29 protein-coding genes are annotated in these 26,303 nt (G+C 39.0%); 24 read left to right on the forward strand and 5 right to left on the reverse strand.

Annotated elements, in window-relative coordinates:
• Nucleotides 1-3: 3 nt before the first annotated feature.
• Nucleotides 4-366: a helix-turn-helix domain-containing protein gene (locus ACYSNQ_RS08215; protein ID WP_426082425.1), complete on the reverse strand. Its 363-nt coding sequence runs from the start codon at nt 364-366 to the stop codon at nt 4-6.
• A gap of 263 nt (nt 367-629) precedes the next feature.
• On the opposite strand from ACYSNQ_RS08215, the gene ACYSNQ_RS08220 reads away from it, so the two are divergent.
• The 10 genes from ACYSNQ_RS08220 to ACYSNQ_RS08265 all read left to right on the forward strand — a co-directional run bounded on the left by ACYSNQ_RS08220 (nt 630) and on the right by ACYSNQ_RS08265 (nt 8,219).
• Nucleotides 630-929, forward strand: a complete 300-nt coding sequence (locus ACYSNQ_RS08220; protein WP_426082426.1) for a hypothetical protein — start codon at nt 630-632, stop codon at nt 927-929.
• Nucleotides 930-944: 15 nt separating this feature from the next.
• The gene (locus ACYSNQ_RS08225) at nt 945-1,361 is read left to right on the forward strand and encodes an ArpU family phage packaging/lysis transcriptional regulator (RefSeq protein ID WP_426082427.1); all 417 of its coding nucleotides are present in this window, start codon (nt 945-947) and stop codon (nt 1,359-1,361) included.
• A 129-nt stretch (nt 1,362-1,490) separates the two neighbouring features.
• Complete coding sequence (locus ACYSNQ_RS08230) at nt 1,491-1,820, forward strand: hypothetical protein (protein ID WP_426082428.1); 330 nt, start codon at nt 1,491-1,493, stop codon at nt 1,818-1,820.
• Nucleotides 1,821-1,822: 2 nt separating this feature from the next.
• Nucleotides 1,823-2,068 carry a phage holin gene (locus tag ACYSNQ_RS08235; RefSeq protein ID WP_426082429.1) on the forward strand — a complete coding sequence of 82 codons (246 nt, stop codon included), beginning with the start codon at nt 1,823-1,825 and terminating at the stop codon, nt 2,066-2,068.
• Nucleotides 2,058-2,711, forward strand: coding sequence for a peptidoglycan amidohydrolase family protein (locus tag ACYSNQ_RS08240; RefSeq protein WP_426082430.1), 654 nt, complete (start codon nt 2,058-2,060; stop codon nt 2,709-2,711). Before ACYSNQ_RS08235 ends, ACYSNQ_RS08240 begins: the two co-directional genes overlap by 11 nt.
• Nucleotides 2,712-3,134: 423 nt before the next feature.
• On the forward strand, nt 3,135-3,815 hold the full coding sequence (locus ACYSNQ_RS08245) for a metal-dependent hydrolase (protein WP_426082432.1): 681 nt from the start codon (nt 3,135-3,137) through the stop codon (nt 3,813-3,815).
• Between the two features lie 10 nt (nt 3,816-3,825).
• The gene (locus ACYSNQ_RS08250) at nt 3,826-5,160 is read left to right on the forward strand and encodes a DRTGG domain-containing protein (protein WP_426082433.1); all 1,335 of its coding nucleotides are present in this window, start codon (nt 3,826-3,828) and stop codon (nt 5,158-5,160) included.
• A gap of 13 nt (nt 5,161-5,173) precedes the next feature.
• Entirely contained in the window at nt 5,174-6,124 is a 951-nt protein-coding gene (locus ACYSNQ_RS08255) for a DHH family phosphoesterase (protein ID WP_426082435.1), read from the forward strand.
• A 234-nt stretch (nt 6,125-6,358) separates the two neighbouring features.
• A complete protein-coding gene (locus ACYSNQ_RS08260) occupies nt 6,359-6,700 on the forward strand; it encodes a zinc ribbon domain-containing protein YjdM (RefSeq protein WP_426082437.1) in 342 nt (113 codons plus the stop codon).
• 310 nt (nt 6,701-7,010) lie between these two features.
• Nucleotides 7,011-8,219: an esterase/lipase family protein gene (locus ACYSNQ_RS08265; protein WP_426082438.1), complete on the forward strand. Its 1,209-nt coding sequence runs from the start codon at nt 7,011-7,013 to the stop codon at nt 8,217-8,219.
• A 127-nt stretch (nt 8,220-8,346) separates the two neighbouring features.
• On the opposite strand, the gene ACYSNQ_RS08270 is transcribed toward ACYSNQ_RS08265, so the two are convergent.
• Nucleotides 8,347-8,682, reverse strand: coding sequence for a hypothetical protein (locus ACYSNQ_RS08270; protein WP_426082440.1), 336 nt, complete (start codon nt 8,680-8,682; stop codon nt 8,347-8,349).
• A gap of 355 nt (nt 8,683-9,037) precedes the next feature.
• On the opposite strand from ACYSNQ_RS08270, the gene ACYSNQ_RS08275 reads away from it, so the two are divergent.
• The 4 genes from ACYSNQ_RS08275 to ribF all read left to right on the forward strand — a co-directional run bounded on the left by ACYSNQ_RS08275 (nt 9,038) and on the right by ribF (nt 13,793).
• Nucleotides 9,038-10,225, forward strand: a complete 1,188-nt coding sequence (locus ACYSNQ_RS08275; RefSeq protein WP_426082442.1) for a VanZ family protein — start codon at nt 9,038-9,040, stop codon at nt 10,223-10,225.
• Nucleotides 10,226-10,315: 90 nt separating this feature from the next.
• On the forward strand, nt 10,316-11,626 hold the full coding sequence (locus ACYSNQ_RS08280; RefSeq protein WP_426082496.1) for a DEAD/DEAH box helicase: 1,311 nt from the start codon (nt 10,316-10,318) through the stop codon (nt 11,624-11,626).
• Nucleotides 11,627-11,906: 280 nt separating this feature from the next.
• Complete coding sequence (truB, locus tag ACYSNQ_RS08285; protein ID WP_426082443.1) at nt 11,907-12,827, forward strand: tRNA pseudouridine(55) synthase TruB; 921 nt, start codon at nt 11,907-11,909, stop codon at nt 12,825-12,827.
• Nucleotides 12,828-12,845: 18 nt separating this feature from the next.
• Nucleotides 12,846-13,793: a riboflavin biosynthesis protein RibF gene (ribF, locus tag ACYSNQ_RS08290; RefSeq protein WP_426082444.1), complete on the forward strand. Its 948-nt coding sequence runs from the start codon at nt 12,846-12,848 to the stop codon at nt 13,791-13,793.
• Between the two features lie 279 nt (nt 13,794-14,072).
• Here ribF and ACYSNQ_RS08295 read toward each other — a convergent pair whose 3' ends face one another.
• Both ACYSNQ_RS08295 and ACYSNQ_RS08300 read right to left on the reverse strand, forming a co-directional pair.
• Nucleotides 14,073-14,867 (reverse strand): SDR family NAD(P)-dependent oxidoreductase, encoded by a 795-nt coding sequence (locus ACYSNQ_RS08295; RefSeq protein ID WP_426082445.1) that lies wholly within the window; start codon nt 14,865-14,867, stop codon nt 14,073-14,075.
• Between the two features lie 14 nt (nt 14,868-14,881).
• On the reverse strand, nt 14,882-15,721 hold the full coding sequence (locus ACYSNQ_RS08300) for an aldo/keto reductase (protein ID WP_426082446.1): 840 nt from the start codon (nt 15,719-15,721) through the stop codon (nt 14,882-14,884).
• Between the two features lie 130 nt (nt 15,722-15,851).
• On the opposite strand from ACYSNQ_RS08300, the gene ACYSNQ_RS08305 reads away from it, so the two are divergent.
• The 7 genes from ACYSNQ_RS08305 (at nt 15,852) to dnaJ (ending at nt 23,102) form a co-directional block, all read left to right on the forward strand.
• Nucleotides 15,852-16,208, forward strand: a complete 357-nt coding sequence (locus ACYSNQ_RS08305) for a winged helix-turn-helix transcriptional regulator (RefSeq protein WP_426082447.1) — start codon at nt 15,852-15,854, stop codon at nt 16,206-16,208.
• A gap of 6 nt (nt 16,209-16,214) precedes the next feature.
• Nucleotides 16,215-16,400: a helix-turn-helix transcriptional regulator gene (locus ACYSNQ_RS08310; protein ID WP_426082448.1), complete on the forward strand. Its 186-nt coding sequence runs from the start codon at nt 16,215-16,217 to the stop codon at nt 16,398-16,400.
• 295 nt (nt 16,401-16,695) lie between these two features.
• Nucleotides 16,696-17,865 (forward strand): radical SAM family heme chaperone HemW, encoded by a 1,170-nt coding sequence (hemW, locus tag ACYSNQ_RS08315; protein WP_426082498.1) that lies wholly within the window; start codon nt 16,696-16,698, stop codon nt 17,863-17,865.
• 154 nt (nt 17,866-18,019) lie between these two features.
• On the forward strand, nt 18,020-19,063 hold the full coding sequence (gene hrcA, locus ACYSNQ_RS08320) for a heat-inducible transcriptional repressor HrcA (RefSeq protein ID WP_426082449.1): 1,044 nt from the start codon (nt 18,020-18,022) through the stop codon (nt 19,061-19,063).
• A gap of 61 nt (nt 19,064-19,124) precedes the next feature.
• Complete coding sequence (gene grpE / locus ACYSNQ_RS08325) at nt 19,125-19,649, forward strand: nucleotide exchange factor GrpE (protein ID WP_426082450.1); 525 nt, start codon at nt 19,125-19,127, stop codon at nt 19,647-19,649.
• Between the two features lie 54 nt (nt 19,650-19,703).
• Nucleotides 19,704-21,533 (forward strand): molecular chaperone DnaK, encoded by a 1,830-nt coding sequence (dnaK, locus tag ACYSNQ_RS08330; RefSeq protein ID WP_426082452.1) that lies wholly within the window; start codon nt 19,704-19,706, stop codon nt 21,531-21,533.
• Between the two features lie 402 nt (nt 21,534-21,935).
• Nucleotides 21,936-23,102, forward strand: a complete 1,167-nt coding sequence (gene dnaJ, locus ACYSNQ_RS08335) for a molecular chaperone DnaJ (RefSeq protein WP_426082453.1) — start codon at nt 21,936-21,938, stop codon at nt 23,100-23,102.
• Nucleotides 23,103-23,219: 117 nt separating this feature from the next.
• Here dnaJ and ACYSNQ_RS08340 read toward each other — a convergent pair whose 3' ends face one another.
• The gene (locus ACYSNQ_RS08340) at nt 23,220-24,155 is read right to left on the reverse strand and encodes a helix-turn-helix transcriptional regulator (RefSeq protein WP_426082454.1); all 936 of its coding nucleotides are present in this window, start codon (nt 24,153-24,155) and stop codon (nt 23,220-23,222) included.
• A gap of 251 nt (nt 24,156-24,406) precedes the next feature.
• On the opposite strand from ACYSNQ_RS08340, the gene ACYSNQ_RS08345 reads away from it, so the two are divergent.
• From ACYSNQ_RS08345 to ACYSNQ_RS08355, 3 genes are all read left to right on the forward strand, one after another.
• Nucleotides 24,407-24,829 (forward strand): pyridoxamine 5'-phosphate oxidase family protein, encoded by a 423-nt coding sequence (locus ACYSNQ_RS08345; protein ID WP_426082455.1) that lies wholly within the window; start codon nt 24,407-24,409, stop codon nt 24,827-24,829.
• Between the two features lie 12 nt (nt 24,830-24,841).
• A complete protein-coding gene (locus tag ACYSNQ_RS08350; protein WP_426082456.1) occupies nt 24,842-25,249 on the forward strand; it encodes an EVE domain-containing protein in 408 nt (135 codons plus the stop codon).
• A 297-nt stretch (nt 25,250-25,546) separates the two neighbouring features.
• The gene (locus tag ACYSNQ_RS08355) at nt 25,547-26,281 is read left to right on the forward strand and encodes a metallophosphoesterase (RefSeq protein ID WP_426082457.1); all 735 of its coding nucleotides are present in this window, start codon (nt 25,547-25,549) and stop codon (nt 26,279-26,281) included.
• Nucleotides 26,282-26,303: the final 22 nt, after the last annotated feature.

The raw sequence follows: 26,303 nt of genomic DNA on the forward strand, positions 1-26,303 counted from the left end.
TAACTATTGTTTTTGATTACGTTCTCTTTCAATCTCAGATTTTCGGAAGGTCAAAAATCGTTCTACTTCGCTTTTTAGTTCGGTAACTTCATTCTCTGAAAGTCCGTCTGTATTCATGCGAAACATAATCTGAGACGATAAAGTGTCCTCTAAATCTGTTTCAGAGGAAGAAAACTCTGATCGACCCAACAGATAATCAGTGGAGACGTGAAAGTAATCAGCAACTTTTTGGAGATTATCAATTTTAGGTGAGGAAGCATCCCAGCGCCGAATCTGTCCGTTGGAAATTCCTACAGAGCGTTCAAGTTCAGCGAAAGTGACTTTCCTTCTGTCTGCAAGCTCCTTAATTCTGTTTGTTAAGCTCATAATACTCAACCTTTCTAATTTAGTACAAAATAATAGCATAAAAGTCAATTTTCTTATTGACAATTAGCTTAAAAGCTATTATAATTAGCGTATAAGCTATTTCGAGCTGATTATTTAAAAGAAGTGAATGAGGTTGACCAGATAAAGCATCTGTTCAATCGCTCGTTGCTTTTTTCTTTAACTTAATGATAGCGTAAAAGCTAATTCTAGTCAAGCGTATTAGTAAATTAGCTATTTTATAAGATGTAGAAAGGAGAGAAAACATGAAAATTAGAAAATTAAAAGGGAAGCTGCTATGTCATTATCTTTCTCATGCGGAAAGAGGAGACGATGAAGCGCAGAAAAAAGCAGATTACTTAGCTCAGCAAATATTTTGCTCTGAAGAACAGGAGGAAAATTACTTAATAACTGTTCGTTTTCCCACAGGAAAATCGACTGATTACATTTCCTTTGAAGAAGTCGTCAATAGGTTTCGCTTAACACCTGCGGAACTTGAAGGTTTTTTAGAAAGTGAAAAGCTAGACTGTTATGGACGAAAATTTCAACTAAAAATTATTTTATAGAAGGAGTCGTGACTAATGATGATTTTCCCCGAAATTGATAAAAAGAAAACAAAAGACAATGCTCGCAAGGTTCTAAAAGCATATCCTAAACTACTTCGATTAGCAGAAGCAAGCGATCTACCTAATATTACTTCTAGTTATACATTTGAACTGAGACAAAGTGAAAAAGGGGGAAGTGGTTCTTTTGAGTTTATTCTTGAAAAGGAATCCAGAGCTGGGCAGGAATTAAGAAAAATTGCGAAAGGAATTAATAAATTAAGCTCCTTTGAAAGACAGCTATTATATGACAAATTTATTAATAATAAAGAAACAAATGTAGCCCTTTATATGAAGTATCACATTAGTGAGAGTAAATTCTATCGAGAACTGGATAGAGCATTAATTCATTTTGCAGAATCCTATGACAGTGGGAGACTTGTGATAGAAAAATAACACTTTTTTGACAGTACTTAGAGAGTTTTGGAAAGGCAAATTCTTATAGAATAAAGATAGTCTACTAATAGATAATGGGCCCATTATGCTAAAAGGAGATTAGAAAATAACAGAAAGGGAGTTGATGCAATGAGATTTTTAGGTTTAACTATCGCTGAAATTGCTACATTAATGGCTGTCATTGGTTCGTTGGGTGGATGGCTTTTATGGATCTGTAAACGGGCGTACAACGCTGTAAAGGACAATATATCAGACCCTATTAAGCAAAATCTTGACGGTCTTTCAGAAGCGATTACGCTTCTGTCGAAAAATGTTGAAGCTGAAACCCGCTGGGTTCATGAGAGGCATACAGAAGTAGTTGAGAAACTTGGAGATCATGAAGAGAAAATTGGTCATATCGAGGATACAGTTATCAAACATGATGAACGAATCAAAACGCTGTTTCGAAAGGAGAAATGAGCATGCAGAAAATATCCGCAGAAACAATTGCACGCACGCTTATCCTGCTGCTGGCACTTCTTAATCAAGTGCTGGCAGTGACAGGAAAGGAAATGCTGACTATTGCAGAAAATGACATTTATCAGGTCGTTAGTCTATTGTTTACATTGAGTACAACTGTAATGGCTTGGTGGAAAAACAACAGCTTTACTGAAAAGGCAATCAAAGCTGATGAGCTGTTGAAGGAGCTGAAAGCCCATGACAAGTAAAGAACAGATGATTCGATGGATGGCTGATAGACAGGGAAAGGTTACGTATTCAATGAATGCCCGCACGGGTCCTGCCAGTTATGACTGTTCCAGCGCCGTATACTATGCTTTACAGGCTGGGGAGTTTCTTCATGCTGGAACGATGGGGAACACAGACAGTCTTTTTGGGCATCTTGAAAACAATGGCTGGAAAGCTCTCTCAGAAAGAAATGGCTACATTGATGCTGGACGAGGAGATATTTTTATTTGGGGTGTTCGAGGAGCATCTGGCGGTGCGTCTGGTCATACAGGAATCTTTCTGGATACTGAGAAGATTATTCATTGCAACTATGGATATAATGGAATCACTGTAAATAATCATGACCAGATATGGACTTACAATGGCGGTCCGGCGAATACAATCTATCGCTATCAGGGGACAGAAAATAATAGCAGTTCAGCATCAAAAGAATTTTCTGTCGGTCAGCAAGTGAAGCTGCTGAATCACGCAACACAGTACCAGACGAGAGAGCGAATTCCGGTCTGGGTAAAAAACAGGACATATACGATTCAGCAAGAAAAAAAAGTAACGCAATCGAATTCTAAAAAAGCCTATCTTTTGAAAGAAATTCAAAGTTGGGTGTTAGAACAGGATTTAGGATAAATTGGATTAAAATCCTTTGTTTGATTTAAAGGAACTAGGGCAGTGTCGGTTTGACAAATGTCATAGTTCCTTTTTGTTTTTCTTTGAATAGGTCGTTTTGTAAATAACAATTGTGATAATGAACGATAGAGCTATTAATAAAGAAATCGTCTTTAAAGATAGGAGGGTCTTATACTGTTTTAGTTTTTTTAGGACAATCTTTTTGTATCTGTTATACTTTCAGATAAAAACTGTACTATAATATTTTTTTTCTGTTATAATTTAGTAGTAAGTATACTAGAAGAAAAAGCAAAAAATAAGATAGTGCAGCTGAAACGATGCGACTAAGAGAGTTCTGAAAAGAGGATTCTATTATTTCTCATTGGAAAGTAGTGTGCAGGATGTTTACTAGTAAGTAGTTAACACAAAGAAGGAGATAAAAAAATGAAGTTAACATTTCATGGTCATTCATGTATTGAAATCCAGTTAGAGGATGGAACCAATTTGCTGATAGACCCGTTCATCTCTGGAAACCCAATGTCTGATTTAACCGTCGAGGAAGTAAAAACCGATGTAATTCTAATTACTCATGGACACAGTGATCATATAGGTGATATGATTCCTATCGCTCAAAGAAATCAGGCGAAGGTCATTAGTATTGTTGAAATTGTACAGTTTGCTGAGAAGCAGGGAGTTAACGGACATGGTATGAATCTAGGCGGCAAATTTACATTTGATTTTGGAACGGTTCACTTTGTACCGGCACTGCACAGTTCAAGTTATGAGTATGAGGGACAAACTCTTTATATGGGCGAGCCTGCGGGAATTTTGCTTCAGGCAGAAGGAAAGACCATTTATCACGCTGGGGATACAGCTCTTTTTACAGATATGCAGCTGTTGAAGCAATTTTATGATATTGATATTGCTTTTCTGCCAATTGGCGATAACTTCACGATGGGACCAAAAGAAGCAGCCGTGGCTGCGGAATATTTGGGAGCCAAAGTGGTTGTTCCAATTCATTACAATACATTTGAAGTTATCAAACAAGATCCAGAGCTGTTTAGTAGTAGTCTGAAGCCTGGCGTTGGACAAGTATTGACTGTTGGAGAAAGTATAGAATTATAGGAGGTCTACTATGGCGACGAAACATGATCAAATATTGCAGCATATTGAAGGTTTGCCGATTGGAGACCGGATTTCTGTTCGTAGTATTGCAAAAAATTTAGGTGTAAGTGAAGGAACGGCTTATAGAGCCATTAAAGATGCAGAAAATATTGGGTTAGTTTCGACAATTCAACGTGTGGGGACCATCCGGATTGAACGGAAGCTGAAAAAACATATTGAAAAACTGACGTTTGGTGAAGTAGTTCGGATTATCGAGGGAGATGTACTAGGCGGCGCTGCTGGACTAGACAAGGTATTGAATAAGTTTGTGATTGGGGCAATGACCAAAAGTGCAATGACCCGCTATATTACACCAGGCTCGCTAATGATTGTGGGAAATAGACATGAAGTACAAAAGCTGGCGCTGGAAAACGGTGCAGCAGTTTTGATTACAGGCGGATTTGATACAGACCATGAGATAGCAGCACTGGCAGATAAGCTGGAGATGCCGGTTTTGCGGACAACGTATGACACATTTACAGTAGCGACAATGATTAACCGGGCACTTAGCGACCAGCTGATTAAAAAAGATATTATGTTGGTTAGCGATATTTATACAACTCTGGAAAAAACAAACTATTTAAGTATTTCTAATACCATTACAGATTATCAGCTTCTGTCAGAAGAGACCAGTCATTCCCGGTTTCCGGTTGTGAATAAAAATATGCGGCTGGTTGGAATCATTACAGCCAAAGACGTGATTGGTAAGAGTGACACAGCTACGATTGATAAGGTGATGACAAAAGAACCCATTGTAGTGAAGAAAACAATGAGTGTGGCTAGTGTGAGCCACCAGATGATTTGGGATGGCTTAGAGGTTATGCCAGTCGTTGCCGATGACTTTTCTTTAGTTGGTCTAGTTTCACGTCAGGATGTGATGAAGGCCATGCAGCTGGTGCAAAGGCAGACCCAGATTGCGGATACGATTTCTGATCAGATTTCTGGAGAGATTCTGATTGTTGAGGATCAGACTGAAGAAAAAGGAAAAATGGAAGCTCCGGAGTTCAAATTCCATGTAACCCCTCAAATGGTTAATGGTGTGGGAACTATCTCTTTTGGCGTACTGAGCGAAATCGTTTCAAATGTGACCCAGAGAACCATGATTATCAATCAAAAAAGAAATGTTCTAATCGAACAAATTAATCTTCACTATTTACGATTAATTCAACTGGAAAGTGATTTATCTATTCGCCCGAGGATTTTAGAGCTGGGCAGGCGTTCAGCGAAGCTGGATGTAGAAATTTACCTGGAAAATGCCTTAGTTGCTAAAGCAATTGTGGTTTGTCAGGTTATGGAACGTTCGTAGGAGGAAAATGTCAATGAGTGTGCAGAAAGAAATCCTGTTAATGATTAAGAAATATAAAACAATAATTATCCATCGACATCAGCGGCCAGACCCTGATGCGATTGGATCTCAGGTCGGCTTGGCCGAACTGCTGCGGCAAAGCTTTCCTGAAAAGACTGTTTATCAGGCTGGCGGATCAGTAGAGGGTTTAGAGTTTTTAGCTGAAATGAATGAGTTTGGGGATGAGCTGTATCAAGGAGCTTTGGTCATAGTGACGGATACTGCCAATTCACCAAGAATTAGCGATGAGCGCTACAAATTAGGGGAAAAGTTGATTAAAATAGATCATCATCCCAATGACGAACCATATGGCGATTTAGTTTGGGTTGATACAAGTGCCAGTAGCTGTAGTGAAATGATTATGGATTTTTATCTGGCATTCTCCAACGAACTGCGCTTGTCTGACGAGGCTGCTCGCTTGCTGTATGCTGGCATTGTTGGGGATACGGGACGTTTTCTTTATCCAGCAACAACTTCCCATACGTTGGAAGTTGCTGCAGTATTACGGAACTATTCCTTTGATGCGTCAGCACTTAACCGGGAACTGGAACAAATTTCGATGGCTGTAGCGAAGCTTGCCGGTTCTGTCTATCAAGGACTTGATGTAGATAAATATGGGGCTGGCAAGGTAATTATTTCTCAACAATTATTGACTGAATATGGAATTGTGGATTCTGAAACAGCTGCAATTGTTGCACTTCCAGGAGTGGTGGATGTCGTGCTGGCCTGGGCCATTTTTGTTCAGCAGCCGGAAGGCTATTATCGAGTACGGCTGCGTTCTAAAGGTCCAGTAATTAACGAGATTGCCAAACGCCATCATGGTGGCGGACATCCTCTTGCAAGTGGAGCAAATGCTAGAAACATGGAAGAGGTCAATGAAATTTATAAGGAAATTCAAGCGGCTTGTCGAGAATTTATAGGATAAGATGATGATATGCTTGATCAAGGTTAATTTTGCTGATAGTTTTTTTCAGGAGAGTTAACCTTTTTGTTAGAGCTGCTGATACTCCTGTTTCTGCTGGAGAGTCTTTTCTTTTGAAAGGAAGTAGGCTAAAATATAACAGACATTCAATTTCGAAGGAAGTATTTTTCCGATATACATAAGCGCATTTTTTCGGAAAGAACATTGTCAATTATTAATGATTAAAGGAGAAAGAACATGGAAACTTTACCAAATTGCCCGGAATGCGGGTCAGCTTACACGTATGAAGATCGGGGAATGATGATTTGTCCGGAATGCAGCCATGAATGGAGTCCCACAGAGGCAGGAGAAGATACTGGTTTTAGTGTGAAGGACTCAAATGGCAATCCTTTAGCGGATGGAGATACAGTAACCGTGATTAAGGATTTAAAAGTCAAGGGTGCCAGCGGAGCAATCAAGCAGGGGACTAAAGTGAAAAATATTCGTTTAGTTGAAAGTGCAGATGGTCATAATATTGATTGTAAAGTGGATGGCTTTGGACCAATGAAGCTAAAATCTGAGTTTGTAAAAAAAGCATAAGAGAATAAAAGCATAGAGGTCGAGACAAAAGTGTTTAGCTCCGAGAAATAAGACGAATTATCCGAAAATAGCTTTTCATATTTTTGAGATAGTTCGGCTTATTTCCGAGAGAGCTACTTTTGGAACGCCGTTTATTCGGATTTTAGAGAAAGAAGAGTTCGGGCATTTACTTATGTCCCAAACTCTTTTTTGTCATTTTATTTGAAAATTAAAAAAATATTACAAAAATATGTTTCTTATTTGTTGTATAAATATTATAATAATAAGTAGGATGTTTTTTGGCATTCAAATATTTTTTAGGGGGAAAAAAATGAAAAAGAAACATTTGTATTATTTTATTGTAGGAGTTTGTCTATTTTTAGGTATTGGTTTTTTTCAAACTGAAGAAGTACATGGAGAAAATAAGGATCCGCATGTTTTTGTCCATGGATTGGTTGGTTTTGGTCCAGATGAGCTGAAACCTTTCCCAATTACTTATTGGGGTGGATTTTCTAATATTTTAGGGGATTTGAATGCGAAAGGCTATACTAGTTTGGAAGCTATTGTTAGTCCGTTTGGAAGTAACTGGGATCGTGCTGTAGAGCTGTACTATTATATTAAAGGAGGAACAGTAGACTATGGTGCTGCTCATGCTCAAAAGCATGGTCATGACCGATATGGACGAACATTTCCTGGAATTTATCCTCAATGGGATGGTCAGCACAAAATCCATTTAATAGGACATAGCCAAGGAGGGCAAACCAGTCGAGTGCTGGAAACGCTGCTGCGGGAAGGATCCGCGGAAGAACAAAGTTATGCCGCAGCCAATGGAACAGATGTATCAGAACTGTTTCAAGGAAATAAAAATTGGGTTCACAGTATTACGACCTTGGGAACCCCACATAATGGGACGAAAATCGCAGATGTTGCTAAACCACTAATTAGTGATCTTATCTATAGTTTGGCAGCTGCAACCGGAAGTAGTAAAAGTAAGATTCCATATGATTTCAAATTAGATCAATGGGGGCTGCGTCAGCGCACTGGAGAAAGCAACAAGGACTATATGAAGCGGGTATTGAGCAGTAATGTTTGGAATAATAGTCAAGATATTGCCCTTCATGATTTAACTGTAGCTGGTTCAGATACAATTAACCAAATGACAAATCTTGCTGAAGATGTATATTACTTCTCTTTTGCTGGAGATGCTACTTATAAATCAGGGATTAGTAGTAATTATTTACCATTTATTACAATGTCTCCTCTGTTTACAATTCCTTCATCAATTCTTGGGAAAACAGGAACAGTGGAATGGCGAGCGAATGATGGACTTGTACCAGTTATTTCGGCAAAAGCTCCTTTCACACAAAAGAGTAAAGTTGCGGATAATCAAATGGAACCAGGAATTTGGTATGTAGAACCAGTTATTAAAGGCTGGGATCATATTGATTTTATTGGACAAGATTATTTGCAGGCACCATTACTAAAAAAAGATGTAAGAGCATTTTATGAAAAAATTGTTCAAAGAAACTATACAATTTAATATATAAATAATAAAGAAGCATTCAGCGGTCAATAATCTGCTGAATGCTTCTTTATTAGGGAAATAGCTGTTTAGTCGTGGAAACAAAAGTATGGGGTTTAACTTCCTATTTTTATTGTAGCTTAGATTAATCATTCTCTTTGTGAGTCTGCTTACGTTCCTGTTCAAAAGCATAAATTCGTTTCAAACCACGTCCGCAGTTAAGGATAATTAAAAGCATACCGAGAATAAGAGGAAACCAAAGGATATTCGGAGAGTAGCCCAGTTGAACATCTGATTTTGCATTAGATGCCCAGAATTCCTGCATAACTTGAAAACTAAAAACAGTCATAAATGATGAGATGAGTAAAAGAATAAAACCTATATAATAATGAACATGGGTTTTTAGTCTAATCCATTCAAAAAAGATATATAAAACAATTAGAAACACTGGCACACCGAATGCAAAATACCCGTTCAGCATATAATTTCCCTCCTTCTTTTTGTTAGAAATTATCATAAATACAAAAGCAAAACTAAATTTCAAAAAAAGCAAAGTCTAAAATCAAAATTAGCGTTTGTTTTTTCAGAACAATTGAAAAGTAACTCGCTGGATAAAACAAGTATCATGTTTTGAATCTGATTTCCATAACGGATAGTATGTGTTTCGATAGATAGCTGTAGTTTAGCTTCATATACCTGTTCAATAAGATTTATCTATATAATAACTGTAAATCGTTTAGTTTTCAAAAAATATTTTCTTTAAAAAGCATTCGCCTGACATGACAAATAGTTGTTTTTTGATTAGACTTAGAATTAAGTGTAAAGGAGGCGACAAGATGGCAGCATATGAAGGACCGATTCAGACAGCAATCTATACTTTTCCATTTTTAGCATTTGCTATTTCATTTATTTTTATCATTTATGAATATCGAAAATACGGTACATTTTTATTTAGACGGGCAGTTATTCTATATTCATTCATTTTTTATCTTTTATGTGCCTATTTTTTAGTTATTTTACCACTACCATCCCGTGAGGAGGTAGCAAAATACACAAGTCAGATTATTGAACTGCGGCCATTTTATACGGTTGTCCGATTTTTAGATCAAACGAAGCTGGTTATAGGAGAGCCATCAACCTATCTGCCGGCACTCAAACAGGGAGTTGTACTAGAGCCTGTTTTTAATATTTTACTTTTAGTTCCTTTTGGTATGTATTTAAGGTACTATTTCGGGTTAACCTTCAAAAAAGTTGTTTTATATAGTTTTTTGTTATCATTATTTTTTGAACTGACACAATTGAGCGGGCTATATTTTATCTATCCTAGACCGTATCGTTTAGCAGATGTCAATGATTTAATGAACAATACTTTAGGCGGAATGATTGGCTTTCTGTTTACACCGTTATTCACCTTTTTACTGCCGACAAGAGCGGAAATTGATGAAGCGGCTTATAAGAAAGGACAGCAGGTGACGCTGTTTAGAAGATTTGTTGCTTTTACGATTGACTGGATAAGCATTTTTATTCTTGAAGGCTGCATTAATATTATACTGAGGCTCATTCCGAGCTATCGTATTTGGGATAATCAAGTACAGTTTTCTGGAAGCCGTTTCTGGTACTTCTTGATGGTTTTTCTTGTATTTATGGTTTTACCTGCCGTAGCGAATGGTCAAACGCTTGGGAAAAAAATTGTTAAAATCAGAATCGTTTCAGAAGATGGCAGTAGTGTTCGTTTTCGCTCGTTAATCTTGAGATATGGCTATTTCTATTATGTATTTGGGTTAATCTCGCTTTATCTCAGCAGTTCAGCGCAATGGCTAAATTCAAATAATCGTATGCTTCAGTTGATTTCATTCATACTTACCTTGTTTTGTGGACTGCTTTTTTTACTATTCTTTCTAAATATCGGCTATGCCTTTTTCAAGAAAAACAGAAGGCTATTTTATGAAAGAGCCAGCCATACGTATACTGCCAGTACCATCGCTAGAGAAGAAAAGTTCAGAAAAAGCGGAGAGTCTGAATGACTTTTGTGGTATAATGCTTGAGGACTTACTAGTAATTAAAAGAAAAGAGGTGGGCAAGTGAGCTCCTTTGAACAATTTCAGCCTTTTATTATGAAGGCCTTAGAGGATAAAGGATTTAAAGCACCAACTGAAGTTCAGGAAAAGCTAATCCCTGTGATTAAAAAAGGAAAAAATGTGATTGGACAATCACAAACTGGAAGCGGAAAGACGCATACCTTTCTGTTGCCTTTAATGGATAAAGTTGATGCAGCACGGGATGAAGTACAGATAGTTATTACTGCTCCTAGCCGTGAACTGGCTGGTCAGATTTATGGAGAGGCAAGTCAAATTGCACAATTTAGTTCGCCGGAAATCCGTGTTACAAACTTTGTTGGCGGAACAGATAAGCAGCGTCAGCTTAATAAACTGGGGAATCAACAACCCCATATTGTAATAGGTACGCCTGGCCGGATTTTGGATATGATTAATGAACAAGCACTGAAGGTCCATACGGCGTTTGCTTTTGTAGTAGATGAAGCGGATATGACATTGGACATGGGCTTCCTTGAGGAAGTAGATCATATTGCGGGACGTTTGCCTGATAAGCTGCAAATGCTGGTGTTTTCAGCCACAATTCCTGAAAAGCTAAAGCCTTTTTTGAAGAAGTATATGGAAAATCCAGTTGTTGAACATATTAAACCGAAGACGGTTATTTCTGATACTATTGACAACTGGCTGATATCTACCAAAGGTAAGGATAAAAATCGTTTGATTTATCAGCTGCTGACAGTTGGTCATCCTTATCTGGCAATTGTATTTGCTAACACTAAGCAACGTGTGGATGAAATTGCGGATTATTTGAAAAAGCAAGGGCTAAAAACAGCCAAAATTCACGGAGATATTACGCCGAGAGAACGAAAACGCGTGATGCGCCAAGTTCAAAATCTGGAGTTCCAATATGTAGTAGCAACAGATTTAGCCGCACGGGGCATTGACATTGAGGGAGTTTCTCATGTCATCAATGCAGAAGTGCCTTCAGAACTGGATTTCTTTATTCATCGCGTTGGTAGAACAGGAAGAAATGGTCTGGATGGAACTGCGATAACACTTTATGATCCTTCCGATGATTTACTTATTGCTCAGGTTGAGAAACTTGGGATAAAGTTTTATCCTAAGGAAATCAAAGACGGTGAGATTGTGGATACCTATGATCGTAATCGTCGGACGAAACGTGTAAAATCAAAAGATGAGTTAGATCCTACGCTGATTGGCCTAGTAAAGAAGAAAAAGAAAAAGATTAAACCAGGCTATAAGAAAAAAATTGATCGTGCGATTTCTGCCAGCAATAAGCAGAAACGAAAAGTAGATCGTCGACAGCAAACAAGAACTGCAAGAAAAGCCAAGAAAAACTCTAATCAATAAGACACAGGCAGAGACTTTATTACATACATTTGTATGGTAAGGTCTTTGCTTTTTTAGAGTAGGTTGTAGGTATTTTTAGACATCAAGAGGTGTTTGCACCTGTTTACATTCTATTGACTGAAGTTAGCTATAACACAAAATAAAAGATTATGATTGTGTTATTATATTTTTCAGACACTTATAGGCAGGTGAGGAATCATTGCGTACAGATTTGCGGCGTGTAAACTGAAATCGTTCTATGCTATAATAATCTGGTTAGTACGAAAATGGAGGAAATAAGATGGATGGAATCCTGCCTTTATGGAAGGAAAGCGGAATGACCAGTCATGACTGTGTCTTTAAGCTAAGAAAAATTCTGCATACCAAAAAAATTGGTCATGGAGGCACACTAGACCCTGATGTCTCTGGTGTCTTACCCATTTGTATTGGTAAAGGAACAAAGGTAATTGAATATATGGTTGATTCAGGAAAAACGTATGAAGGAGAGATTACCTTAGGAATCTCTACAACAACTGAAGATGCCAGCGGAGATGTGGTTGAGCAAAAAAGCATTACCACACCTTTTCCTGTTGAGAAAATCGACTGGGCGATGGAACAGATGCTAGGAGAAATCACTCAAATCCCACCGATGTATTCTGCTGTTAAAGTGAACGGGCGGCGATTGTATGACTATGCCCGAAATGGTGAGGAAGTTGAACGACCTAAAAGAACGGCGCTGATTCATTCATTTGAACGAACTAGTACGCCGCAGTTAGATAAGGAGAAAGGAACGCAGTCTTGGCGTTTCAAAGTGGTCTGCGGAAAAGGGACTTATGTACGTACTCTTTCAGTTGATACAGGTACTTTATTAGGCGTACCCGCTCATATGTCTGAGTTAGTTAGAACAGCGAGTGGTGGTTTGAGACAGGATCAGTGTCTGACATTAGCAGAAGTGGCAGAGAAAATGGAGGCCGGAGAAATTAATCAGGTGTTACTACCTATTGAAACAGCAGTTAAAGACTTTCCTGCGTTTTATTTAACGGACGAACAGTATAATAAAGTACGGAATGGCGTATTTTTGACGATGAAAGAGTTGGGCATCACTGATATGCCGGCAGAACTAATTGCCCTCTATCACCATGATTTGGTGGTAAGCTTATATAAACAGCATGAGGAAAAATCTCATCTTTTAAAGCCGAGCAAGGTATTGAGAAATAATTAAAGAAAGAAGTTTTGAATTATGAAAATCGTTTCAATCCGCCATCCCTACGATCCAAAAGAAATTCCAAACGAGGATGTGGTGATGGTTCTGGGTTTTTTTGACGGCGTGCACAAAGGACATCAGAAGGTTATCGAAACCGGCAAAAAAATTGCCGAAGAAAAAGGGCTGAAGCTCGCAGTGATGACTTTTAATCAACATCCTTCAATTGTATTTCAAAAAATTGAGCCGGCATCTATGAAGTACCTGACCAGTTTAAAACAAAAAGAAGAACACATGGAAGCGCTAGGCGTAGACATTCTTTATATTATTGACTTCACCTCTGCATTTGCAAAGCTGCCTCCACAGGAATTTGTTGATCAATATATTGTAGCGCTGCATGGAAAAGTTGCAGTATCCGGGTTTGACTATACTTACGGACCTAAGGATATTGCTGATGTTGCTCATTTTCCTGAATATGCCAAGGGGCGGTTCGATGTTGTTACTGTTCAGAAGGAAGAGCTGGAGGGGCTGAAAATTAGTTCCACACGTATTCGGGAAATGATGGATGATGGTAATATGGAAGAGGTTACTGAGCTATTAGGGTATGTGTATGAAACTGAAGGAACAGTTGTTCATGGAGATGCACGGGGAAGACAACTTGGTTTTCCTACTGCGAATATTCAAGTGAAAAGTATTGTTAGACTACCTCGAATCGGCGTTTATGCTACTCGGATTAAAATTGGTAATCAGTGGTATGCCGGAATGGGATCCATTGGGCATAATGATACATTTGGTGAAGGTAGGGAGTTAACAGTAGAAGTCTATATTTTAGATTTTCATAAAGACATCTATGGTGAGCAGGTTACTGTCCGCTGGGACCACTATCTGCGTGATCAGGTCAAATTCAATGGGGCAGACGCCTTAATTAGCCAACTGAAGCAGGATGAGCAGGATACTGCGGATTATTTTGCAAAAAGGAAAAAGTGAAATAAAGCAGCAAGCTATAGTTAAAGCGACTCTTGCATAACTGCAGTTGGCAAGAGAAGAATCCTATTGGTGAGAGAGTCAGTGCTTCTAATTGATGCGCACTCTTAATTAAGGACAGGTTGAGTATAAGACGTTTTAGATCTCATGTTCAACCTGTCTTTTGTATATTCGTGATAATTAGTTTCTCAACTTTAGCAGTGTAGCCTCTAATTGCATTTAATTTGAACGTTTTTTACAAATCACAGGCTGGGAACTGCTTTCTTATCTTTTCATAAATAGCTAATAAATCGTAGGGATTAAGCCGCCATCTGCACGTAAAGCAGAGCCGGAAAAAGATGAGGCATACGGGCTGGCAACAAAAACGGCCAACCGACCGATTTCTTCAGGACGAATCAGCCGCTGAATCTGTGAAAGAGGACGATGGTTTTTCATAAAATCATGTTCCCATTCATCTGAAGGAAGACTGCTATCCTGGTACATGTCCTCAAGCATTTTCTGAACACCTTCAGTCAAAGTAGAGCCAGGCATAATCGTATTTACCGTTACATGAGTACCTACGGTCAGCTTCGATAAGCTTTTTGCTAAGGATAGATTCATTGTCTTCGTCATACTGTACTGGGCCATTTCTCCTGACGGCATCAAGGCCTCTTCGCTGGCGATAAAAATAATTCGTCCGAAATCCTGTTTCAGCATAGCTGGTAAATAATGGTTGGCTAGAGCATTACCGGCTAAGACATTAACCTTGAAAAAATGTTCCCAAATATCATCGGTGATAGCCCAATAATCCATTGGCTGAAAAATACCCATGTTGTTAACTAAAATATCTACTTTAGGAAAGGTATTGAAAAGCTTCTCACGTTCTTCTAATTTTTCTAAATCAGCTGGGGCCCCATGTGGGTCAGTTTCTGGAAACAGCTGCTTAATCTCCTCAACAGCATGCATCACCTGAACTTTATCTCGTCCGTTAATAATCACATCTGCTCCTTCGCGTGCCAGCTCAATAGCGATGGCTTTTCCAATTCCTTTGGTGGAACCAGTAACAAGAGCAGTTTTTTTAGCTACATTCATCTCCATAATAAAAACCTCCTTTAAAAGTCAAACGTATCGGGATCTGGTCCGACGCGTAGATTTTCGTTCAAATTAGTTATTGCCACCATCTCTTCATCAGATAATTCAAAATCAAACAGCTGTGCATTACTTTTCATCCGAGCAGACTGCACAGATTTTACTACCAGCAGAATATCCTGTTGAACAGCCCAACGCAAAACTATTTGTGCGCTGGAACGCTGGTGAGCTGCCCCAATCTTTTGTAGGAGGGGGTCATTTAATATTCTGCCCTGCATCAATGGTGACCAAGCCTGAATATGGGTATTATGCTGTTTACAAAAATCCCGTAATTTCTGCTGGTTCAATTTTGGATGCAGCTCAATTTGATTGATGACAGGTAGAACGGTTGCGAAACTTAGCAGCTTTTCTAAATGCTGAATCTGAAAATTGCTGACGCCGATAGCCTTAACTTTTCCAGCTTTGTATAGGTCCTCCAATGCTTTCCAGGATGTCTCAAATGCATCTGTTCCAGGCCAGTGAATCAGGTATAAATCAAGGTAGTCCAGCCCTAGAAGTGACAAACTATTTTCAAAAGCAGTTATTGTTTCGTCATAGGATAAGTGATTATTCCAAAGCTTGGAAGTCACAAATAGTTCTTCCCTTGCTATATTTGCTGCTGCCATTCCTTTTTTTATTCCAGCGCCTGTACCAGCTTCGTTTCCGTAAATTTGAGCAGTGTCAATCAGGCGGTAGCCTTGAAGAATTCCTTCAGAAACCACTGCTTCTGTTTCTTCATCAGGTATTTGAAAAACCCCTAAGCCTAACCCGGGAATTTGGCTTCCATTGTTTACTATTATTTTTTCTTCTAATGAATGAATCATTGATTTTCCTCCTCAAGCTTTTTCTGAAATTACTATATAACGGAATTATCCAAAAGGATAGTACCGACTTTTTTGTGCTATACTAACAAAAAAGTATCAATTGTGAAACTAGAAGGATTGGAGCGAAAAAATGAAACAAAAAATTTATAATATTGGTGTTGAAGCTGCGATGGAGGTTATTGGCGGGAAATGGAAACCGATTATTTTATGTAATTTGCGTCATGGTGCATTGCGTCCAAGCGACTTGCAGCGTAAAATTCCGGGAATTAGTCAGAAAATGCTGACTCAGCAGCTGCGTGAATTAGAATTGGATAATATTGTCAAACGAAAATCATACAATCAGGTACCGCCAAAAGTAGAATACTCATTGAGTCCATATGGAGAAACACTGGAAATTGTTTTGGATGGATTGTGTCAGTGGGGCACGATGCATGTGACCACCTTGCAGAATCAGGGGGAAGAGGTACTGCTTTTAGCAGAAAGTTGATAGAAAATGAAGAAAATTGAGCGTGTTTTATCAATCATTATTTTACTTTTAGAAAATGATGTTATTTCCGCTTCTGAGCTGGCTGCACGTTTCGGCGTTTCTAAGCGAACAATTTTCAGAGACATTGAAACGATTGAATATGCAGGTTTTCCGATTCACTCAGCTTTTCAAAAAACAGAGCTATTGTACTGAATCCTCAAGAAGTGTTGCCAATAGATACTCTGATTATCTGTATCCAGATGGCACTAACCTACCATGATAAAAAATAGAACTGAAAGATGCCAAACAGACTCTCTATAACCTATGCGGATAATATGCTAAAATAGACGGAAACATCCAGTGTTTAACTGGCGGCTTAAGCTTGAAAAGCAACCGAAGGGCGCTAGAAATGATTAAAATTTGAACGATGATACAAGTGAATTTTTTCTAATGGTTTCCATGGTGTTAATATTGTGTGATTTTGGTTTTTGGAAGGAAAATGAATAGAATGACGATAAACAATGATTTAAGAAACAACAGCAAAATTTCAGCTTACATTCACATACCATTCTGTGAGCATATCTGCTACTATTGCGACTTCAATAAAGTTTTTCTGGAAGGTCAGCCGGTAGATGAATATATTGAAGCGCTGCTAAAAGAGATTCGTCTGACATTGGCGCAATCCCCTCGAAAAAAGATGGAAACAATCTATATAGGCGGCGGAACACCAACATCGCTAAGTGCAGAACAGCTGGACCGCTTGCTGTTTGGTGTGAGGGAGCTGCTTCCTTTTGATGACTGCAACGAGTTTACAGTAGAAGCAAATCCGGGAGATTTAAGTCGAGAGAAGCTGAAAGTAATGAAGAATTATGGTGTAAACCGTCTATCAATGGGGGTTCAGACCTTCGACGATCAACTGCTGAAAAAAATTGGTAGAAAACATACCGCAGCTGATGTCTACCAGACAATGGACTTTTTAGACAAAGAGGCATTTGAGAATGTTAGTATTGATTTAATTTATGCGTTGCCAGGGCAGACGCTTGCCAGCTTCCAGGATACACTTCAGCGGGCAATTGATTTAGACCTCCCTCATTATTCATTGTATTCACTGATATTGGAAAATAAAACGATGTTTATGAATTGGGTGAGACAAGGAAGGCTGACTCTTCCTGATGAGGATGCGGAAGCAGGGATGTTTGAAGAGACAATCAAAAAAATGGCGCAGACGAACAGACAACAGTACGAGGTCAGCAATTTTGCGTTGAAGGGAAAAGAGAGCCAACACAATCTTGTGTATTGGAATAATGAACATTATTATGGATTTGGTGCTGGAGCCAGTGGTTATCTGGGAGACAATCGTTACCGTAATTACGGACCCATTCAGCATTATTTAAAACCCTTGCGTGAAAATCGTCTGCCAGTATTAGAAACTGAACATTTAACTAAGAACAATCAAATTGAAGAAGAAATGTTTCTGGGACTAAGAAAGCTAAGCGGTGTAAACAAAAAGCGTTTTGTAGAAAAGTTTGGCATTGACATAACGACAGTTTACGGGGAAGTTATTCCTTCACTAATCAATAAGGGATTATTAGTTGAAACAGCAGAGGCACTTCGCCTCAGTGAAAAAGGACTATATATTGGAAATGAAGTCTTTGAATCCTTCCTTTTGGATGCTTAATAACAAGAAAAAAGAAAACTATAGCAATTTTTAGCACTCGGTTATAAAGAGTGCTAAAAATTGCTGTTTTTTTCTTGACAATCATGATAGAACTTGCTATATTAATAATTGTATTAGCACTCATTAGATAGGAGTGCTAATGGAGGGTGGTATTATGATTACTGAAAGACAAAAAGAAATCTTGAGACTTATCATCCAGCAGTACACAACTACGGGGACACCTGTAGGTTCGAAAAAATTGATGGAGGATGGAATCAAGTCCAGTTCTGCCACAATTCGAAATGATATGAAAGCTTTAGAGGAGCAGGGATTGCTGCTTAAAACCCATTCTTCTTCTGGAAGGGTTCCGTCTATGAACGGCTATCGCTATTATGTTGATTACCTGCTGAAACCAGCTGAGGTAGAACCGGGAGAATTAAATAGTATTCGCCAGTCCTTTGGCTCAGAGTTTCGGGAGATTAATGATATCATTGAACAATCTGCGAAAATCTTATCTGAGCTAACCAGCTATACAGCGTTTTCTTTGGGGCCGGAGGTTAAGGAAAGAAAATTAACAGGATTTCGGATGGTTCCTTTGAATGATCGGCAGGTTATTGCTATCATTGTTACTGACAAAGGAAATGTCGAGAGTCAGGTATTTGCTATCCCAAACACTGTTTCCAAAGAAGATTTAGAAAAAATGACTAATATTATCAACGAAAAGCTTGTTGGGCAGCCTTTGCTGACCGTTTACCATCGTTTACGCACAGAGATTCCAATGATTCTGCACAGGTATTTCCAAACGCCTGAAGGGATGATGAATCTTTTCGACACGATGCTGGGGCACATTTTTGAAGAGAAGGTTTATGTGAGCGGTCGTTTGAATCTGCTGGATTTTGGCGTTAGTATGGATCACAGTCAGTTAAAATCAGTTTATTCTTTTATGAATAACACAGAAGCGCTGACCAATCTGCTGGAAATGACTGAAACAGCTGCAAGACCAATTAGCTTTAAAATCGGTTCGGAAATCGGCAACGATTTACTGAAAAGCATGAGCATGATTACGGCAACCTATGAAGTTATCGGACATGGCAAAGGAACTATCGCATTACTGGGACCGGCAAGTATGCCGTATTCTAAAATATTTAGTCTAGTTGATGTATTTAGAAATGAGCTGGCTTCACAGTTAGGCTCTTACTATCGATTTCTTGATGGATAGCGCTTTGGTGATATTCTTAAAGATAAATTGAATCTACGAAACGGGAAGGGAAGTTGCTGGATTGAACAAAGAAGAAAAAGAAGAGCTTCAGGATCAAGTAGAAGAAACAGCTTCGGAAAACACAGAACCTGAACTGACAGAAACAGAAACACTAAAGAACGAGCTTAATGAAATGGAAGATAAGTTCCTGCGGGCCCGTGCAGAAATTGCTAATATGAGCAATCGTTTTAAAAATGAACGAGAGCTGCTGGTTCGTTACAGATCACAGGATTTAGGGAAAAAATTATTGCCGGCTCTAGATAATTTAGAACGGGCAATGGCGATTGAAGTCGACGATGAACAAGGCGCAAGCCTGAAAAAGGGCATCGAGATGGTTTATGAAAGCATGATCTTTGCCTTGAAAGAAGAAGGAATCGAAGAAATACCGGCACAGGGAGAGTCTTTCGATCCGAATCTTCATCAAGCAGTTCAGACAGTTCCGGCTGATGATGGTGTTGCTTCAGACACAATTGTAGAGGTTCTGCAAAAGGGCTATAAGCTACAGGATCGTGTTCTGCGCGCCAGCATGGTAGTCGTTTCTCAATAAATAAAATAAGCACATTCAATTTTAAAATTAAAATAGAAGATAGGAGAAATAAACATGAGTAAAATAATTGGTATTGACTTAGGAACAACAAACTCAGCAGTTGCTGTATTAGAAGGCGGAGAAGCAAAGATTATTGCGAATCCAGAAGGAAACCGTACAACACCTTCTGTTGTATCTTTTAAAAATGGAGAAATTCAAGTAGGGGAAGTTGCTAAGCGTCAGGCAGTGACAAATCCTCATACAATCGCTTCAATTAAACGCCACATGGGTGAAGCTGGCTTTAAAGTGGAAGCTGAAGGTAAATCTTATACGCCTCAGGAAATTTCTGCAATGATTCTGCAATATCTAAAAGGTTTTGCAGAAGACTACCTAGGTGAAAAAGTAGATAAAGCAGTTATTACTGTTCCAGCATATTTCAACGATGCACAACGTCAGGCAACTAAAGATGCTGGTAAAATTGCCGGGTTGGAAGTTGAACGGATTGTCAATGAACCAACAGCAGCAGCATTGGCTTATGGTTTGGACAAAACAGATAAAGATGAAAAAATTCTAGTATTTGACTTGGGCGGCGGTACATTTGACGTTTCCATCCTTGAGTTAGGCGATGGTGTCTTTGATGTATTATCTACTTCTGGAGACAACAACTTAGGTGGGGATGATTTCGATAACAAAATCATTGATCATATGGTTGCGGAATTCAAGAAAGAAAACGGTATCGACTTAGGTCAGGATAAAATGGCATTGCAGCGTTTGAAAGATGCTGCTGAAAAAGCGAAAAAAGATTTATCAGGTGTTACAAGTACACAAATCAGCTTACCGTTTATTACAGCCGGAGATGCAGGTCCGCTTCACTTAGAAATGAACTTGACTCGTGCAAAATTTGATGAGCTAACTGCTGATTTAGTAGAACGGACAAAAATTCCTGTACGTCAGGCATTAAAGGATGCAGCATTGAACGCTTCTGATATTGATGAAGTGATTTTAGTTGGTGGTTCAACTCGTATTCCAGCGGTTGTTGAAGCAGTTCGTAAAGAAACGAATAAAGAACCAAATAAATCTGTGAACCCGGATGAAGTAGTGGCAATGGGTGCGGCTATTCAAGGGGGCGTTATCACTGGTGATGTGAAGGACGTTGTACTATTAGACGTGACTCCTTTATCACTAGGTATTGAAACAATGGGCGGCGTATTTACGAAGCTGATTGACCGCAACACAACGATTCCAACAAGTAAATCTCAAGTATTTTCTACCGCAGCAGATAACCAGCCGGCAGTAGATATTCATGTACTGCAAGGTGAACGTCCAATGGCGGCAGACAATAAAACATTAGGAAGATTCCAATTGACAGATATTCCAGCTGCTCCTCGCGGTGTACCGCAAATCGAAGTAAGCTTTGATATCGATAAGAACGGTATCGTGAACGTACGTGCGAAAGATTTAGGAACACAAAAAGAACAAACAATTACAATTAAATCTTCTTCAGGTTTATCAGACGATGAAATCGAACGCATGGTGAAGGATGCTGAATCAAATGCGGAAGCAGATAAACAACGTAAAGAAGAAGTAGATCTTCGTAATGACGTAGACGCTTTGCTGTTCACTGTAGACAAAACATTGAAAGAACTTGAAGGTAAAGTTGATGCGGATGAAGTGAAAAAAGCAGAAGATGCTCGTGATGAACTGAAAGCAGCTGTAGAAGCAAATGATATCGAACAAATGAAAGCTAAACGTGATTCATTAAACGAAATCGTTCAAAATCTAACAGTTAAATTGTATGAGCAGGCAGCTCAGCAACAAGCACAGGAAAATCCGGAAGCAGCTCAAGGCGGCGCAGATGATGTTGTTGATGCAGACTTTGAAGAAGTCGACAAAGACGAACAATAAGCAGACTGCCTAAAAAGAAGTCAGGAAAGAGGTCGGGACAGAAGCCGGAAACTGCTTCTGTCCCGCCGTTTATTGTAGAGAGAAAAATAATTTTCTGATAATCAAAAAGGACACTGCCAATGTTGATTTTACATAAATGTATTTAGGTTTTACTTGAATTATGGTATGATTACAACGGTGCTTTTGTTGTAAAAGACTAAAAAAGGCAGTCAGTGCGGAGAAAACAGGCGGGAATAAACCAGATATTTTTTGCATGTATGTGTCTGATGTGACGCCGAATTCTCTATAAGCAAAACCTTTGTTTCTGATCACACTGCTTCTGATTGTCAACTATTCAAGTTTTGAGTGATGATGGCTAAGGTGTATCTATACTCAAGGGAAATACAAGTTGGAGGGAAACCAATGGCTACAAAACGAGATTATTATGAGGTACTGGGGCTGTCTAAAGGGGCTTCAGATGATGAAATAAAAAAAGCGTACCGTAAACTATCTAAGCAGTATCACCCAGATATTAATAAGGAAGCAGATGCCGAAGATAAGTTTAAAGAAATTTCTGAAGCATATGAGGTTTTAAGCGACCCTCAAAAGAAAGCGGCGTATGATCAATATGGTCATGCAGGTACTGACCCGAATTATGGCGGTGCCGGCGGCTTTGGTGGTTTTGGCGGCGGTGGCTTCAGCGGCAGCAGCTTTGGCGGATTTGAAGATATCTTCGATTCATTCTTTGGCGGCGGTGGTGGACGTACTGTTGATCCGACTGCACCAAGACAAGGATCGGATCTTCAATATACCATTCAGTTAAAATTTGAAGAAGCGATTTTCGGTATAGAAAAAGAAATCAAATATAAACGTGAAGATGTTTGCGGCACTTGTCATGGGAATGGGGCTAAGCCGGGAACACAACCGGAAACCTGTCACAAATGTCATGGCTCTGGTTCAATCAATGTAGAACGTCAAACTCCATTAGGACGAGTTATGAGCCGTCAAACATGTGATGTCTGTCGCGGAACCGGAAAAGAAATTAAGGACCCATGTCCAACCTGTCATGGCTCTGGACATGAGAAGAAAGCACATCACGTGAAGGTTAAAGTTCCTGCTGGTGTGGAAGATGGTCAACAAATGCGCCTGGCTAATCAGGGGGAAGCTGGAATGAATGGCGGACCTTATGGCGATTTGTATGTTGTCTTTCATGTGGAGGAAAGTAATATTTTCGACAGGGATGGTGCTGAAATTTACTATGAAATGCCGTTAAGCTTTGTGCAGGCTGCACTAGGTGATGAGGTACAGGTACCTACTGTTCATGGAGATGTGAAATTAAAAATTCCTGCCGGTACACAAACTGGAACCAACTTCCGCTTACGTGGAAAAGGAGCACCTCGTTTACGGGGCGGAGCAAATGGCGATCAGCATGTGAAGGTGAAACTAATTACACCAAAAAATCTTAGTGAGGAACAACGGAACGCCCTTCGTTCTTTCGCTAAGGCAGGCGGACAAGAAATTAGTGAGCAGCAAGAAGAAGGTTTTTTCGATAAAATGAAAGATGCTTTTGGCGGTAAGAAAAAGAAATAGTTGAATAAATCGAAGAGAGACAGCTTCTATCAATAGAGTGCTGGTTAAAAATTAAGAGCTGTACTGGATTGTCAATTTGACAACTAGTACAGCTCTTTTTTTATAATTAGAACAGTCTTATTCATACTGCGTCAGCATTTGTCGGACACGCTGAGCAAGTTCTTCACGAACAAATGCGGGACCGTGACATATACATCGATTGCCAAAGCCTAAAAGGAGATGATAGCCAAAATCATCGGGTATAAAATAAGGAAAGGTAACATCAAAGTAATCACTATTCTTTTTTTTGTTGAATATTAAATCAGGAAATCGCTCTAGAAGCTGGTCCTTTACAGAGTAGTCAACTTCAAGAAAAATCGTAGTAAAGTCTGCTTCTTTAATGGTATTTTTGCCCAGTGCAGCAGGAGGAGCAGCTCTCGGGACAAAGGTATCCTCTGTTACAATAACATTTTTCATTCTGGATAGTTTAAAGATACGGAAATCCTGTTTTTCCAAACAATATGCTTGTGTGTACCAGCTGGCTTCTTTCAGAATCAACCGATAGGGCTCTAATTTTCTTGTAGAGTACTGACCAGATCTATTCTCATAAGCAATAGACAAAATTTGATTTTTGTCTAGACATAGTTGGATAGCTTCGATGGTATTACGGGAAAGTTCTCCTCGGATCCAAGGAGTTAAATCAATAATCAGCTGATCGGTTTTCAGTGCAATTTCCTCTTCCATTTTTTGCGGAATCAATGATTTTAACTTTTCAAGAGTGTATTGTGTTTGCTTCATATTGATGTGGTTATTCAAGCTGGCTAGGCTAATCATGAGAGAAACCAGCTCAGAAGAAGTAAAGAAGCGCTGATCGATTTTGTAGTTTTCCATTATTCGAATTCCGCCTTTGCTGCCGGGAATTGTTGTTATGGGGATTCCCGCTTGTCCCAAAGAGTCAACATCTCGATAGATAGTTCGAACAGAGACCTCAAAGCGTTCTGCTAATTTAGGTGCACTGATTTGTTTTTGTTCCAGCAGCAACATAGTGATTGCCAGCAGACGTTCATTTTTCATCTTTTTTCACACTCCTCAATTAAAATAATAGAACCCTGACAAATAGTTGTCAAGGTTTGTTTGATAAACTAAATTTGTACTAGGATATGTTTGAAAAAAAGTTTAGCAGTAAATGTTTTGTGTAGGAAAAAGCAGCAGATGACAGAGCTAAAGGAAGTCGATGCATCATACAAATTACTTCTGTTTTAGTAAAATCTACTAGCCCCAAATTTCAAATAAGTCCTAGAGAATAAGCTTATGGAGGCGGAAAAATGAAAGTCAGAGAAAAATATGAAGAAATGATGGAAACTCAAATGGAGATTGCTTTAGCAACAAGTGTTTATGGACAGCCAAATGTTCGAATCGTTAATTTTCTTTATGATTCAGAACGCAAGGTCGTTTATTTTTCCACATTTAAGGAAAGTGACAAGGTAAAAGAAATCGAAAAAAATCCTAAAGTTGCTTTTACCACAGTTGTCACGGGAGAAGAAAACAATCACATACGGGTATTAGAGGGACACGCTGAAAAGAGTGAATACTCACTGCTTGATCTGGCTGAGCAATGGGTAGCTAAGATGCCGTTTTATCAAGAAATTATCGATATGGGAACAGCACAGCTGGATGTGTATGAAATTTCATTTGAAAAGGCAACCGTCATCCAAGGAATGATGGCACGGGAGGATATTGCTGTTTAGGAGGAAAAATCAATGAGGTACTGGCTAGGAGTAGCATCGAAGGAGCACGTGGAGATTGGTGTGGCAGGAGGATTCAGTCAGCTGTGTCACGGAAAACAAGCCCCGTTAAATAGAATGAAGGAAGGGGATTGGCTGATTTATTATGCACCTAAGGAAAGCTTGAAACGAAATGAACCTTGTCAGAAGTTTATTGCGGTAGGTACCATAAAAGCCGGCTGTGCTTATCAGGTAGAGATGAAGCCGAATTTTTTCCCGTTTCGAAAAAATGTCTCTTATTTACCCAATCCATATCCAGTTTCACTTCAAGCAGTTAGTGACTATCCTTTGTGGTCTGAGTACCGTTCTAAACTGCGTTTTGGTCATTTAGAAATACCGCAAGAATTATTTGAATATATTACTTTTCATATGTTTGAAGCATAAGCAGAAGGTTCAAACGGCTCGTACAAACAGCTAAAAAGATGCCGGACGATACTGAAAATAACTCTTCATATTTTCAGTATCGCCGGTTTATTTCCGAAGAGGCAGCTTTTAGACCACCAGTTATTCGATTTTTAGGAGTAGAAAGAGTTAAAAATTTCTTTATGTCCTACTTCCCTTTTCGATAAATAACCAACGTTATTTTTTTGTGGTCATTTTACCTAAAACAATGATTTTTTAGGAGTTTCTGAGGTATACTATAAATAGAAAAAGTTTTTCCAAGGTTTAGGAGGAAAGATCATGAAGAAATATGTTTATGCAATCAGTGATATTCATGGAGAATTTGACTTATTTGAACAGCTGATCAATTACTATGACGATAGAAGGCATCAGCTGGTCTTGATTGGTGACCTAAATGACCGCGGAAAAAAGAGTAAAGAAAGTTTTTTACTTGGAAAAAGACTTGTAGAAGAATATGGGGCTGTTTATCTTCGGGGAAACCATGAGGAATATTTCCTTCAATTTTTACAAAATCCGGAAGACTGGTATCAAGGGTATGTTCGCAATGGAGGCAAAGAAACGATTGATAGTCTTCTTCATACAGGCGCTACAGAAGAATATTCTCCAACAGAAATCGCGCTGATGATTCGTAGTCGTTATGCCGATTTAGTAGACTTTTTAGTGAAGCGTCCCCTTTACTATGAATGGCGGAATTATGTTTTTGTTCATGCTGGCGTTGATTTAACAAAAAAAGACTGGCATCAGACCAGTCCTCGGGACTTTATCTGGATTAGAGATGCTTTCCATCGAGGTAAAAATAAGACTGGCCGGACGATTGTTTTCGGTCATACAATTACACCCATGCTTCACGGAGATATGCAGACGACAGATTTATGGATTTCAGATAACAAAATTGGGATTGACGGCGGAGCCGTTTTCGGCGGTTCTGTTCATGGAGTAATCTTTGATGAGGATGGCATTGTTCAGGATATAGAATATCAGAACATGCACGGACCGTGGCAGCCGGAATTTTAAAAAAGTAGAGCAGCAGGTAAAG

The sequence above is a fragment of the Enterococcus sp. LJL51 genome (assembly GCF_054871795.1).